This window comes from Silvimonas sp. JCM 19000, from assembly GCF_054652575.1.
Genome location: NZ_BAAIHC010000001.1, coordinates 355659 through 369620, shown reverse-complemented (window position 1 = coordinate 369620; position 13962 = coordinate 355659). Strand labels below are relative to the sequence as shown.

Here is a 13962-nt window from a genome sequence, read left to right as displayed (position 1 = left end):
TCGGGTTTTCCGCATCCAGATGATCAAGCATGGAAGCCGAACAGCTTAACCAGATCGAAAACCAGCTCAAAGAGCTGGGTTCCCGCGCCGAAGAACTCAAACGCTATCTCGACTATCCCGCCAAGCAAGACCGGCTGGAGGAAGTCGTGCGCCTGTCCGAAGACCCGGACATCTGGAACGACCAGAAAAAAGCCCAGGAAATCGGCCGCGAACGCAAAGCCCTCGAAGGCGTGGTGCTGGTGCTCGACCAGGTAACCAGCGGCGTTAAAGACGCGCTCGACCTGTTCGAGATGGCGCGCGAAGAAGAAGACTGGACCACGGTGGATGCCGTGGCCGGCGACTACGCCAGCCTTGAAGCGCAGATTGCCCAGCTTGAGTTCCGGCGGATGTTCAACAATCCGATGGACCCGAACGCCTGCTTTGTTGATATCCAGGCCGGTGCCGGTGGTACCGAAGCCCAGGATTGGGCCTCGATGCTGCTGCGTATGTATGTGCGCTACGGCGAGCGCAAAGGTTTTACCGTCGAAGTGATGGAAGTGTCGGAAGGCGACGTGGCTGGCATCAGCAGCGCCACGGTCAAGTTTACCGGCGACTACGCCTACGGTTTTTTGCGTACCGAAACCGGCGTACACCGCCTGGTGCGTGTATCGCCGTTTGACAGCAACGCCCGCCGCCACACCTCGTTCTCTTCGGTGTTTGTGTACCCGGAAGTCGACGACAGCTTTGAGATTGAAATCAATCCGGCCGATGTGCGCACCGATACCTACCGTGCCTCGGGCGCGGGTGGTCAGCACATTAACAAGACCGATTCCGCCGTCCGTTTGACACACATTCCCACCAATATCGTGGTGCAGTGCCAGAACGACCGCTCGCAACACCGTAACCGCGACGAAGCATGGGCCATGCTGCGCGCCAAACTGTATGAACTTGAATTGCGCAAACGCATGGAAGCGCAGCAACAACTCGAAGCCGGCAAGTCCGACATCGGTTGGGGCCATCAGATTCGTTCGTATGTGTTTGACCAGAGCCGCATCAAGGATCTGCGCACCGGTTATGAAGTGGGCAACCTGAAGGGTGTAATGGATGGCGACATCGATGCCTTTATCGAAGCCAGCCTGAAACAAGGCGTTTAACGCGCCCGCCTCCAGCCAAGATCAAAGCAAGACCAAGACCAACATGACGCCACGCCTCGCGTGGCCCCAGGGATGATAGAAATGTCCGACCAGCAACAGCCTGTGACCGCCGCACCCGCGCAAGACGACAACAAACTGATCGCCGAACGCCGCGCCAAACTGGCCGCCATCCGCGAAAAAGGCGTGGCTTTTCCCAACGACTATCGCCGCGAGCACACCAGCGGCCCGCTGCACGCGCAGTACGATGCCGTGGAAAAAGAACCGCTGGAAGCGCAAGCCGTGGCCGTCAGCGTTGCCGGTCGCATGATGCTGAAACGCGTGATGGGCAAAGCCAGCTTTGCCACGCTGCAAGATGTGTCGGGCCAGATCCAGCTGTATGTTTCGCGTGACAGCGTGGGCGAAGACGTTTACGCCGGCTTCAAGACGTGGGATCTGGGCGATATCGTCGGCGCGCGTGGCACGCTGATGAAAACCAACACCGGCGAATTGTCGATCCACGTCGCCGAACTGCGCTTGCTGACCAAGGCGCTGCGCCCGCTGCCGGACAAGCACCACGGCCTAGCGGATCAGGAGCAGAAATATCGCCAGCGTTATGTTGATCTGATCACCAACGACGTAGCGCGCACTACCTTCGTTAACCGTTCGCGCATCGTGCAAAAGATTCGCGAATACATGGTGAACGAGCAGTACCTGGAAGTGGAAACGCCGATGATGCACCCGATTCCGGGCGGCGCCACGGCCAAGCCGTTTACCACGCACCACAACGCGCTGGATATGCCGTTGTATCTGCGGATTGCGCCGGAGTTGTACCTGAAGCGGCTGGTGGTGGGCGGCATGGAGCGCGTGTTCGAGATCAACCGCAACTTCCGCAACGAAGGCATGAGCACGCGGCACAATCCCGAATTCACCATGATGGAATTCTATGAGGCGTATGCCGATTACCATCGCATGATCGAGATGACCGAGGGCGTCATCCGTTACGCCGCGCAAGAAGTACTGGGCAAGACCGTCATCGAATATCAAGGTCGCGAAGTTGATCTGTCCAAGCCGTTTGCACGCTTTACTACGGTTGAGGCCATCCACCATTACAACCCGCAATACACCACCGAACAGCTGAACGATCGCGACTTTCTGAAAGCCGAAATCGCGCGTCTGGGCGGCAAGCCGGTGTTGACTGATGGCGTGGGCGGTTTGCAACTGAGCCTGTTTGAAGAAACCACCGAAGAAAAGCTGTGGGAACCGACCTTTATCATCGATTACCCGGCCGAAGTGTCGCCGCTGGCGCGTGCCAACGACAACAATCCGGATCTGACCGAGCGCTTTGAGCTGTTTATGGTCGGCCGCGAACACGCCAACGGTTATTCGGAGTTGAACGATCCCGAAGACCAGGCCGCCCGCTTCCAGGCGCAGGTTGATCTGAAGGACAAGGGCGATGATGAGGCGATGCACTTTGACGCCGATTACATCCGCGCACTGGAATATGGCTTGCCCCCGACCGGCGGCTGCGGCATTGGTATCGACCGTCTGGTGATGCTGTTGACCGACTCTGCGTCGATCCGTGACGTCATCCTGTTCCCGCAGATGCGCCGCGAGGACTGATCAAACCGATCCGTCGAGCTATAACGCTGTAACAAGGCTGCCATCGCAAGGTGGCAGCCTGTCGTCATCAAAATAACCCGCCGCTGCTGCATGGCGGGTTTTGTCATTACTGGGCCGTCCCCACTGGCGCGGTTTATCTGCTGGAGTCTCATGCGTCATATCCCCATCAACAAACTGCATTGGCGCGCGCTGTTGTTTCCGCTGTGCATGGTGCTGTACGAATTCTCCTGCTACATCGCCAACGACATGATCCTGCCGGGCATGCTGCACGTGACGCAGGAATTCCACGCCAGCAGCGCGTGGGTGCCCACCTCGATGACCACGTATTTGCTGGGTGGCGCGTCACTGCAATGGCTGCTCGGGCCCTTGTCGGACCGCATCGGCCGGCGCCCGGTGATGCTGACCGGGGTAGTCTGGTTTGTGCTGATGTGCTGCGGCGCGCTGGTGGCGCAAAGCATTGAATTCTTCCTGGTGTTGCGCGTGCTGCAAGGCATGGGCATGTGCTTTATCGTCGCGGTCGGTTATGCGGCGATTCAGGAAGCGTTTGAAGAAACCACCGCCATCAAGGTGATGGCGATGATGGCCAATGTGGCATTGCTGGCCCCCTTGATTGGCCCACTGACCGGGGCGGCGGTCATGGCGGTGGCGCCGTGGCGCATGGTGTTTGTCGCCATCGCCGGGTTGGCTGCCGTCGCTGGCGTCGGGCTGTTCTTTACCATGCCGGAGACGGCACCCAAGGCCAAAGCCGCGTTCTCGTTCAAGGCCGTCGGCCACGATTATCTGGCGGTATTAGGCAACAAGCGTTTTATGGCTGGCGTAATGGCGATTTCACTGGCCAGCCTGCCCTTGCTGGCATGGATAGGCCAATCCCCGGTCATCATCATGGAAGGCGCGGGCCTGCCCAGCCTGACTTATGGCCTGTGGCAGTTGCCGGTGTTCGGCTGCCTGATCGCGGGCAATATCGTGCTGGCCACCATCGCCGAGCGCTTTCCGATCCATCGGGTGATCGCGGGCGGTGGCGCGGTGCTGGGCGTGGGCGTGTTTCTGGCGGCGCTACTGACATGGGTATACGGCTTTCGCGGCATGGCCATCGGGCTGGGCTTGTATTCGTTCGGGCTTGGCTTGGCCAACGCGGGCCTGTACCGCTTGACCCTGTTTTCCAGTGATGTCGGCAAGGGCACGGTTTCCGCCGTGCTGGGCGTGGTGATGATGGGCATCTACGCCGTCGGCGTCGAAGTATTCAAAGCGATTTATGTTGCCGCAGGCACCGCATGGTTTGCCACGGCGTTTATCCCTTTGGGCATTTCTTTCATTTTCACGCTGTTGTGGTTTATGAACTGGCTGCCATCCCAGCGTAAACTGCCGGCTGCCTGAAACCCGCCCGACGCCACTGCCATGCCCGAACGCCTTGTCCCTGCCCGCCTGCAATTCAACGCCGAGGGCGTGCCGTGGTCGGCTGATTTTGACGATGTCTATCATTCGGCCGATGGCGGCCTCGAACAGGCGCAGGCGGTGTTTATCGCCGGCAACGGCCTGCCCCAGCGCTGGCAAGGCCGCACCCAGTTCTGCATCGTCGAGACGGGCTTTGGCCAAGGGCTTAACTTTCTGGCCACGTGGCAGACCTGGCGCGCTGACCCGCAACGGGCAGAGCGCCTGCATTTTGTTTCGGTAGAAAAACACCCCTTCAGCGCCGAAGACCTGCGCCTGCTGCATGCGCAGTATCCGGCACTGGCTGAGCTGTCCGCCGAGTTGCTGACGCAATGGCCGCTACTCACACCTGGATTCCATCGCCTGCATCTGGACGCGGGCCGCGTTACCCTGACGCTGCTGTTTGGCGAGGCGGAAACACTGCTGCGCCAGCTGGATATGCAGGCCGATGCGATTTATCTGGACGGATTCTCCCCCGGCAAAAATGAAGACTTATGGTCGCCCGCCGTATTTCGCGCACTGTGGTTACTCGGCAAAGCCGACACCACGCTGGCGACTTATACCGTAGCGGGCGCGGTGCGCAACGGCCTGAAAGACGCGGGTTTTATGCCGCGCAAGGTCGAAGGCTTTGGACGCAAGCGGCAACGGCTGGAAGGCAGTATGGCGCGCAGTCCGCGTCGCAGTGCGGTTTCGCATCCGGCGCATAGCGCCCTCGTGATCGGCGCCGGGCTGGCTGGCTGTGCGGCGGCCGAGCGCCTGGCCGTGCGCGGCTGGCAGGTCACGGTCATCGAAGCGGAGAGCGATCCGGCACAGCACGCCTCGGGCAATCATGTTGGACTGATGCATGCGCATTTTTCTCGCGATGACAATTTGCTGGCGCGTCTGACCCGCACCGGTAGCGAATACACGCTGCGGCATCTACAAAGCAGCGGCGACGCCGTGCGCTGGGGCATGCAAGGCGTGTTGCAGATTGCCCGCACCGATGAGCAAGCGGCTACGCAAGCGGAAATCGGCGCAGACGGCTGGCCCGCAGCATTGATGCGTTATGTGGATATCGATACGGCCAGCGCCATGGCGGGCCAGCGCGTGCCGCGCAGCGGCCTTTGGTATGAGCGCGGCGTCTGGGCCAATCCGGCCAGCGTGTGTCGCGCCAATCTGCAACGCCACGGCGACCGCGTGCGCTTGATGACCGGCATTACCGTGGTGCGGCTGCAGCGCGATGGCGAGCTGTGGCAAGCGCTGGCCGCCGACGGCCAGGTCGTCGCCACGGCGGCCGTGATCATACTGGCCCAAGCCACCGCCGCCACCGGATTCGCCCAGGCCGCCGAACTGCCGCTGTCGTCTTCCGCGCGCAGCACCACCTTGCTGCGCGCAGGCGCGTTGCCGCTGGCACAAATCGGCTTGTCCGGGGCGGGTTACATTACGCCAGCGCTGGATGGCTGGCATTGCATGGGCGCAGCGGGCGCGCATGACGTCGCCGAGGCAGCGCGCGGCAATCTGCAATCGCTGCAGGATCTGTTTCCGGACGCCGCAGCCCCGGACGTTGCCGCGTTGGGCAGCACACGCTTGTGTCCGCGCCCCACTTCGCCCGATCGCATGCCGCTGGTGGGCGCGCTGCCCTTGCCGTTGGCGCAGCAGACCAAGGCGCATCAGTTGGCGCAGGTGCAGCGCTGGCCGGGGGTTTATGGCTTGCTGGGGCTGGGATCACGCGGGCTGACGTTCTCGCAACTGTGCGCGGAGTTGCTGGCCAGCCAGCTGAATGCTGAACCGCTGCCTGTGGAAACGGCGCTGGCCGAAGCCATCGACCCCGCCCGTTTTATGCTGCGCACGCTGCGCAAAGCGTCTTAGGCCGGAACTGGACGGGACGCCGAGTCCCACCCTATGACAGTTGCATGGGCTGGGCAGCAGTACAGTTAGCCCGAAATCGCGTTCTGCACGCCCTGGACCAGTACAGTAATGTCGCTACCGGGCGCGGCGCCCAGCTCGTACGCTAAGTGCCTGATTCCACAGCACTGCGCAGGAGCTTGCCATGCATACGCAATTGATAGACCGTACCGGACTGGTCGCCATCCAGCATCAAGGCCGCGCGCGTATTGTGTGCGAAAGCGGCCGAGTCTGGCTCAGCATTCCCGGGCGCGATATTACCCTGGCGGCTGGCGAGCGCTGTGAGGTCGGGTGCGACGGGCTGGTTTTGCTGGAAGGCGAAGCGGGCAGTCGCTACAGCATCACCACCCTGCCCGCAGCGCGACGCTGGACATGGCCTTTCCATTCGTCGCCTCGGCTGCTGGTGAGCCAGTAGCACGGCCAGCAGCCCGAAACTTGACATTGTCATAACGGTCACATTTCTCATGCGTCGCATCCAGGCGACGCCTGGGAGGCCCGCATGCTACGCCGTTTCTGTATTGCAGGGATGCTTTGTGCGGGGCTCGCCATGCCCGCGTATGCCGATCTGGTCGGCGATGTCGCCACGCTGGAGGACATCCTCAATAGCGTGTGTGGTCAGCGCTATGACGTCATCTGGGTGGATCAGGACAAAGAGATTCCGCCCTGTCTGATGAGCTATTCGCAATACTGCGTCGAAATTCAGAAAGCCGTGCCCGAGAGTTGTCAGAACGTATTGGGCGACAAGGCCGATAACCTTGAACCGCCCAATCCGGACAACACCGTCACCGCCAGCGTGGGCAATTAATCGCCACGCTGGCGCGACGGTTCAGACCGCGAGCGGTGTAAGCAGCATATCGGCGGCGAGTTCGCCTATGCGCTGCACGGCTTTTTCGTGGCGTGTGGTCCAGGTCTGCACGCAACAGATGCGCAGGCAGTTGCGATAACTGCGGCTGGGCGAGAACAGCTCGCCTGGCGAAAACGCAATGCCCTCCTGCAAACACCGCTGCAACAACTGCATGGTGTCGATGCCTTCCGGCAATTCGATCCACAGCACAAAGCCGCCCTCGGGCACGGTTACGCGCGTGTTGGCCGGAAAATAGCGGCGGACCGCGGCGGTGCCGTGCTCAACTTGCTCGCACACCGCGCGACGCAGTTTGCGCAAATGATGATCGTAGCCGCCGTTCTCAAGAAAGCGGGCGATGGTTTGCTGCAATACCGCCGGGGTGGAAAAAGTATTGATGAACTTGAGCTTTTCCAGCTCGCGCTGCCAACGCCCCGCCACCACCCAGCCCACGCGAAAGCCCGGCGCCAATGTTTTGGTAAAGGACGAACACAACATCACATTGCCGCTGCGATCAAACGCTTTGGCCGGTCGCGGACGCTCACCATGGTGAAAAAACTCGCCGTACAGATCGTCTTCAATCAGCGGAATATTGCGGCTGTCCAGCAATTCAACCAGGCGGCGCTTGGCGTCGTCCGGCATCAAACATCCCAAGGGATTGGAGAAATTAGGCAGCAGCAAACAGGCTTGCACTTGCCCGTTGCGCGTGGCCAGTTCCAGGGCCTCGACCGAAATACCGGTTTGCGGATGGGTCGGGATTTCCAGCGCCTTCAGATTGAAGCTTTCAAGAATTTGTAGCAGCCCGAAATACGCCGGCGACTCGATGGCGACCACATCGCCGGGCCGCGTCACCGCGCGCAAACACAAATTGAGCGCTTCCAGGCAGCCCTGGGTGATGATCACGTCATCCGCCTCAAACTGGCCACCCCAGGCCAGCGAGCGCCGCGCAATATGCCGCCGCAATTCTGGATCACCTTGCGGACGACCATAGTCGGCGAGGATTTCCGGCGCATGCCGCGACACCTGCGACAACAAACGCTGCAAAGGTTGCGTCGGATAGTGCTCCGGCGCGAGCACGGCAAAACTGAAATCCACCCGCGCCGAGGCGCCCCCGACGTGGTAGGGCCAGAATTCGGCCTGGGTAATTACTTTGGAAGGGGTTTGTGGCGGCTGTGTCAGCACCGGAATCTGCATCGATTGCGCCGGACGCACATAGAAGCCGCTTTGCGGGCGGGCCTCGATCAGGCCACGGTCTTCCAGCTCGCGGTAGGCTTCCATTACCGTGGACAGGCTGAGCTGGCGTTGCGACGACATCTTGCGCACAGAGGGGAGTTTTTCGCCCGGCTTGAGCAAGCCAGCGGCAATGGCTTGCGCCATTTCTTCAGCCAACTGGTGATAGAGGGTATCGGCCTTGCGGCGGCCGTTGGCAAAGGCGAGGTCGTTCATGGGGGCGATCCTGGGGACGGACGAGCCCCACTATATCGCAAAATTTGCAAAACAGAACAGTTGCATCTTCTCGACAAAACGTCGAACGGCAACCATTACAGTTGCGCCCCTTCAGGGTGCGGCGGCTGCGCCGCTAGCGGGCACGCTGGCAACGTCACTGGCTATGCCCACACCCACAGCACCGCCCGCAGCGGCGACGGATGCGGATTTGCGGTTATCCAGAATCTGAAAGAACACCTCGTCCTGACGCACCATGCCGAGCTCGTTGCGGGCCCGTTCTTCAATCGCATCAGTGCCGGTCTTGAGGTCGACCACGTCGGCCTCGAGCGCGGTGTTGCGCTCTTTGAGCTTGTCGTTGCGCAGTTTCTGTTCGGCCAGTTGCCGGTCCAGATCCCAGACGCGCAGCCAGCTGCCTTTACCGATCCAGAGCGGCCATTGCAGGGCAAGTATCAGTACAGCCAGGGCGATCGCCAGAGTGCGCATTGAAAGAGTCAGTGTTGTTCTTGTAAAAGAAAACCGGCGCATTGCGCACCGGTTTTCGATGTTACTACAGGCGTACGCCAAATCCTAACGCGCACGCCTGGGCTGTGGCGCAGCTTATTTCTTCAGCTGGTAGAACGCGTCGTGGCCCGGGTAGTACGCAGCATCACCGAGTTCTTCTTCGATGCGCAGCAGTTGGTTGTACTTGGCCATACGGTCCGAACGGCTCAGCGAACCGGTCTTGATCTGCATGCAGTTGGTGGCAACGGCCAGATCAGCGATGGTGCTGTCTTCGGTTTCGCCCGAACGATGGCTCATCACCGAGGTGTAGCCATTGCGCTTGGCCAGATCCACAGCGGCCAGGGTTTCCGACAGCGAACCGATCTGGTTAACCTTGATCAGGATCGAGTTGCAGATGCCCTTCTTGATGCCTTCGGCCAGGATTTTGGTGTTGGTAACGAACAGATCGTCGCCCACCAGTTGTACGCGCTTGCCCAGGCGGTCGGTCAGCACTTTCCAGCCGTCCCAGTCACGCTCGCCCATGCCGTCTTCGATCGAGATGATCGGGTACTTGTTTACCAGACTTTCGAGGTAATCCACCATTTGTTCGGAAGACAGCTCGCGCTTGTCGCTCTTCTTGAACACGTACTTGCCGGTGGCTTTGTCGTAGAACTCGCTGGCGGCGCAATCGAGGGCGATGGCGATTTGTTCGCCAGCCTTGTAACCGGCTTTTTCGATGGCTTGCAGGATCAGGTCCAGTGCTTCTTCAGCATTGGCCACGTCCGGGGCGAAACCACCTTCGTCACCCACCTGGGTCGGCAGATGCTTGTCGTGCAGAATCTTCTTCAGGTTATGGAAGATTTCCGCGCCGTAACGCAGCGCTTCACGGAAAGTCGGCGCGCCCACCGGCACAATCATCAGTTCCTGGAAGTCCAGGCTGTTGCTGGCGTGTTCGCCGCCGTTTACCACGTTCATCATCGGCACCGGCAGCGCCATGGGGCCGGAGCCACCCACGTAGCGATACAGCGGCAGACCGGCTTCGTCTGCAGCCGCTTTGGCTACGGCCATCGACACGGCCAGGATTGCGTTGGCGCCCAGCTTGGATTTGTCTTCGGTGCCATCCAGATCCAGCATGGTCTTGTCGATGAAGGCTTGTTCAGCGGCGTCGAGGCCGATGATGGCTTCACAGATTTCGGTGTTGATGTTTTCAACCGCCTTCAGCACGCCCTTGCCCAGGTAACGGCTCTTGTCGCCATCACGCAGTTCGAGCGCTTCACGTTCACCGGTAGAAGCACCGGACGGCACTGCGGCGCGGCCCATAACGCCCGACTCCAGCAGGACATCGGCTTCAACGGTGGGATTGCCGCGAGAATCCAGAATCTCGCGCGCGATGACTTCAACGATTGCGCTCATTGGCGTTACCTCTGTAGATGTGGTTGGTGTTCAAAACAGCAAAACGGCTATCCCAGGATAGCCGATGCGTATTACAAGGTTTGTTCGATAAAAGCGCCGGTCTTCACAGCCTTGTCGATGGTCTGCAGCGTGGTCAGCAGTTCTTTCATACGATGCAGCGGCCATGCGTTAGGGCCATCCGATTTGGCACATGCCGGATCGGGGTGCGTTTCAGCAAACAAACCAGAGATTCCGACGGCGACGGCAGCGCGCGCCAGAACCGGTACAAACTCACGTTGGCCGCCCGAGCTTGTGCCCTGACCGCCGGGCAACTGCACCGAATGCGTGGCATCAAACACCACCGGGCAGTTGGTTTCACGCATGATGGCAAGGCTACGCATATCGCTGACCAGATTGTTGTAGCCGAAAGATACGCCGCGCTCACAGGCCATAAACTGATCCGGATCAAGGCCAGCCTCCTGGGCCGCTTCACGCGCCTTATCCATCACGTTTTTCATATCACCCGGGGCCAGAAACTGGCCCTTCTTGATATTAACCGGCTTGCCGGACTGGGCGCAGGCCTTGATAAAGTCAGTCTGGCGGCACAAGAACGCCGGGGTCTGCAACACGTCAACGACGGCCGCAACCGGCTTGATCTGGTCAATTTCGTGGATGTCGGTCAGCACCGGCACGCCCACTTGTTCGCGCACTTTAGCCAGAATCTTCAGACCCTCATCCATGCCATAGCCGCGAAAGCTTTTGCCGGACGAACGATTGGCCTTGTCGAAGCTCGACTTGAAAATAAAGTTGATGCCCAGCTCGCTGGTGATTTCTTTCAACTGACCAGCAACATCAATCGAAAACTGTTCGCCTTCGATCACGCACGGGCCGGCAATCAGAAAAAACGGCTGGTCGAGACCGACTTCAAATCCACAAAGTTTCATGCTTGCTCCGTGAGGGATACACAGCCCGCAGCCTGCATAGTGCGGCTACGGGCGGGTTGCAACATTGCTGCTCAGCAGCTCAGGCCTTCGCGGCCTTGCTCACGCGCAAAGGCGATGGCGGCTTCAATATAGGCCTTGAACAGCGGATGACCATCGCGCGGCGTCGAGGTGAATTCCGGGTGGAACTGACATGCAAAGAACCAGCGATGCTGCGGCAGTTCAACCGTCTCCACCAATTGCTCGGTGCCCGACGACTTGCCACTGATCTTCAGACCGGCTTCTTGCAGACGCGGCAAGTAGTGGTTGTTGACTTCGTAGCGATGGCGATGGCGCTCGGTAATCGAGGTGGCGCCGTAAATGCGTGCGGCCAGCGAGCCGTCTTCCAGTTGGCACGCCTGCGCGCCCAGACGCATGGTGCCGCCCAGGTTGCTGTTAGCGTCGCGCTTTTCGATCTTGCCGTCGTGGTTGACCCATTCATCAATCAGCGCCACCACCGGGAATTCGGTTTCGAGGTCGAATTCGGTCGAGTTAGCACCGGTCATGCCTGCCATATCACGGGCGTATTCGATCAGCGCAATCTGCATACCCAGGCAGATGCCGAGGTAAGGGATGTTCTGTTCACGCGCATATTTAACCGCACGGATCTTGCCTTCCACCCCGCGCTTGCCAAAGCCGCCCGGCACCAGAATGGCGTCGACGTTATGCAACACGTCCAGGCCTTCAGTTTCCAGCGCTTCGGAATCGACAAAATTGATCTTCACTTCACAGCCGGTATGAATACCCGCGTGCTTCAGCGCTTCGATCAACGATTTATACGATTCGGTCAGGTCAACATATTTGCCGACCATGGCGATATTGACGGTCTGCTGCGGGTTCTGCACGGCGTGGACGATCTTGTCCCACACGGCCAGATTGGCGGGCGGCAGTTCCAGTTGCAGTTGTTTGGCGATAATCGTGTCGATGCCCTGATCCGACAGCACGCGCGGAATCTGGTAAATCGACGGCACGTCCGGACACGAAATTACCGCGCGCTCGGTCACGTTGGTAAACAACGCAATCTTGCGACGTTCTTCGTCCGGCACCGGGCGATCAGCGCGGCAGATCAGCACATCGGGCTGGATACCGATTTCGCGCAGTTCTTTCACGCTGTGCTGGGTGGGTTTGGTCTTGATTTCGCCAGCGGCGGCAATGTACGGCACATACGACAGATGCACGAAGCAGGTATTTTCTTTACCCAGCGTCACACCCATCTGGCGGATGGCTTCCAGGAACGGCAGCGATTCGATATCGCCGACGGTGCCGCCCACTTCGATCACTGCGAGTTCAGCATCACCGGCACCCTGTTCGATAAACGAACGGATTTCATCGGTGATATGCGGAATCACCTGTACGGTCTTGCCGAGATAATCGCCACGACGCTCTTTCTTGATCACCGAGTCATAAATCTGACCGGTGGTGAAGTTATTGCGTTTGGCCATGCGTGAGCTGATGAAGCGCTCGTAGTGGCCCAGATCCAGATCGGTTTCAGCGCCGTCATCGGTGACGAACACTTCGCCGTGCTGCAGCGGGCTCATGGTTCCCGGATCCACATTGATATATGGATCGAGCTTCATCATGGTGACTTTAAGGCCGCGGGATTCGAGGATAGCGGCCAGAGACGCGGCGGCGATGCCTTTCCCCAAAGAGGAAACAACGCCACCGGTAACAAAGATGTACTTGGTCATGGCAGTACGTACAGATTGGAATTGCGTATTCTATACGAAGCCCGGGTGCCCCTCAATTCTGGACAAGCGCCCTGCTTTGTGCGCCTGGCCTGCTGCGCCAGCGCCCAGCGGCATAATCCAGCGCAGCAGGCAGCGTAAGCCGTTGGTGCGATAGCGATTTAATTGTGCGAGTTAGCGCAGCTTGTATCCGGGCATCGCGCCAGCTATGACAAAAACAGCCGGAGTTACGTAGCCAAAGCACGCTTTACTACGATCAAAATCTGAAAGTAAGATTCGCCCGGTTTAATTTGACGAACGCAATCAATGCGTGCGTCACCACCTTAAGGGACGACACGCATGAGCAGGCTGGCATTGGTGACCGGGGGCATGGGCGGCATCGGCACGGCGATCTGCCGCCAACTGGCCGACGCAGGCTATCAAGTGGCCACCACCTATTCGCGCAGCGGCCGCCAGCAACAATGGCTGGCCGACGCCAGCGCGGCGGGTTATGCGTTTCATGCCTTCGAATGCAATGTGGCCGACTTTGCCAGTTGCACCGCCATGGCCACCGCCTTGCGCGAGCAACTGGGCGAAGTCGATATCCTGGTCAACAACGCCGGCATCACTCGCGACGCCACGTTCCGCAAGCTGAGCCAGCCGGACTGGGATGCCGTCATGGGCACCAATCTCGATTCGCTGTTCAATGTTTCCAAGCAATTTGTCGACAGCATGACCGAACGCGGCTGGGGCCGGGTGATCAATATTTCGTCGATCAATGGGCAGAAAGGCCAGTTTGGCCAGACCAATTATTCTGCCGCCAAGGCCGGCATGCATGGTTTCACCATGGCGCTGGCGCAAGAAGTGGCGCGTAAAGGTGTGACAGTAAATACGATCAGCCCTGGCTACATCGCCACTGAGATGGTGATGGCGGTACCGGTAGACATTCGCGAGCGTATTGTCGGGCAGATTCCGGTGGGCCGTCTGGGCAAGCCGGAAGAAGTGGCCAGCCTGATCGTCTGGCTGGCATCAGAAATGGCGGGCTTTGTGACGGGCGCCAATATCGCCATTAACGGCGGCCAGCACACCGGCTGACCGCGCCCGCTGCGTGTGAG

12 protein-coding genes are annotated in these 13962 nt (G+C 59.7%); 7 read left to right on the top strand and 5 right to left on the bottom strand.

Going from position 1 to position 13962, the window contains the following annotated elements:
* Positions 1-29 precede the first annotated feature (29 nt).
* The 6 genes from prfB (at position 30) to ACYQ1A_RS01610 (ending at position 6849) form a co-directional block, all read left to right on the top strand.
* Positions 30-1133, top strand: coding sequence for a peptide chain release factor 2 (gene prfB / locus ACYQ1A_RS01635; RefSeq protein ID WP_499359641.1), 1104 nt, complete (start codon positions 30-32; stop codon positions 1131-1133).
* An 81-nt stretch (positions 1134-1214) separates the two neighbouring features.
* A complete protein-coding gene (gene lysS / locus ACYQ1A_RS01630; RefSeq protein WP_499359639.1) occupies positions 1215-2732 on the top strand; it encodes a lysine--tRNA ligase in 1518 nt (505 codons plus the stop codon).
* Positions 2733-2882: 150 nt separating this feature from the next.
* A complete protein-coding gene (locus ACYQ1A_RS01625; protein ID WP_499359637.1) occupies positions 2883-4106 on the top strand; it encodes an MFS transporter in 1224 nt (407 codons plus the stop codon).
* A 21-nt stretch (positions 4107-4127) separates the two neighbouring features.
* Positions 4128-6008: a bifunctional tRNA (5-methylaminomethyl-2-thiouridine)(34)-methyltransferase MnmC2/FAD-dependent 5-carboxymethylaminomethyl-2-thiouridine(34) oxidoreductase MnmC1 gene (gene mnmC, locus ACYQ1A_RS01620; RefSeq protein WP_499359634.1), complete on the top strand. Its 1881-nt coding sequence runs from the start codon at positions 4128-4130 to the stop codon at positions 6006-6008.
* A 181-nt stretch (positions 6009-6189) separates the two neighbouring features.
* Positions 6190-6459 carry a DUF2917 domain-containing protein gene (locus tag ACYQ1A_RS01615; RefSeq protein ID WP_062222322.1) on the top strand — a complete coding sequence of 90 codons (270 nt, stop codon included), beginning with the start codon at positions 6190-6192 and terminating at the stop codon, positions 6457-6459.
* 132 nt (positions 6460-6591) lie between these two features.
* Positions 6592-6849 (top strand): hypothetical protein, encoded by a 258-nt coding sequence (locus tag ACYQ1A_RS01610; RefSeq protein WP_062222320.1) that lies wholly within the window; start codon positions 6592-6594, stop codon positions 6847-6849.
* A gap of 21 nt (positions 6850-6870) precedes the next feature.
* On the opposite strand, the gene ACYQ1A_RS01605 is transcribed toward ACYQ1A_RS01610, so the two are convergent.
* The 5 genes from ACYQ1A_RS01605 to pyrG all read right to left on the bottom strand — a co-directional run bounded on the left by ACYQ1A_RS01605 (position 6871) and on the right by pyrG (position 12871).
* Entirely contained in the window at positions 6871-8331 is a 1461-nt protein-coding gene (locus ACYQ1A_RS01605; protein WP_499359630.1) for an aminotransferase-like domain-containing protein, read from the bottom strand.
* Between the two features lie 111 nt (positions 8332-8442).
* Positions 8443-8814 (bottom strand): cell division protein FtsB, encoded by a 372-nt coding sequence (gene ftsB, locus ACYQ1A_RS01600; RefSeq protein ID WP_062222314.1) that lies wholly within the window; start codon positions 8812-8814, stop codon positions 8443-8445.
* A gap of 114 nt (positions 8815-8928) precedes the next feature.
* Positions 8929-10224: a phosphopyruvate hydratase gene (gene eno, locus ACYQ1A_RS01595; protein WP_053939030.1), complete on the bottom strand. Its 1296-nt coding sequence runs from the start codon at positions 10222-10224 to the stop codon at positions 8929-8931.
* A 71-nt stretch (positions 10225-10295) separates the two neighbouring features.
* Positions 10296-11147 carry a 3-deoxy-8-phosphooctulonate synthase gene (kdsA, locus tag ACYQ1A_RS01590; protein ID WP_053939029.1) on the bottom strand — a complete coding sequence of 284 codons (852 nt, stop codon included), beginning with the start codon at positions 11145-11147 and terminating at the stop codon, positions 10296-10298.
* A gap of 71 nt (positions 11148-11218) precedes the next feature.
* Complete coding sequence (pyrG, locus tag ACYQ1A_RS01585) at positions 11219-12871, bottom strand: CTP synthase (protein WP_499359626.1); 1653 nt, start codon at positions 12869-12871, stop codon at positions 11219-11221.
* 336 nt (positions 12872-13207) lie between these two features.
* On the opposite strand from pyrG, the gene phbB reads away from it, so the two are divergent.
* Complete coding sequence (gene phbB / locus ACYQ1A_RS01580) at positions 13208-13942, top strand: acetoacetyl-CoA reductase (protein ID WP_499359624.1); 735 nt, start codon at positions 13208-13210, stop codon at positions 13940-13942.
* Positions 13943-13962: the final 20 nt, after the last annotated feature.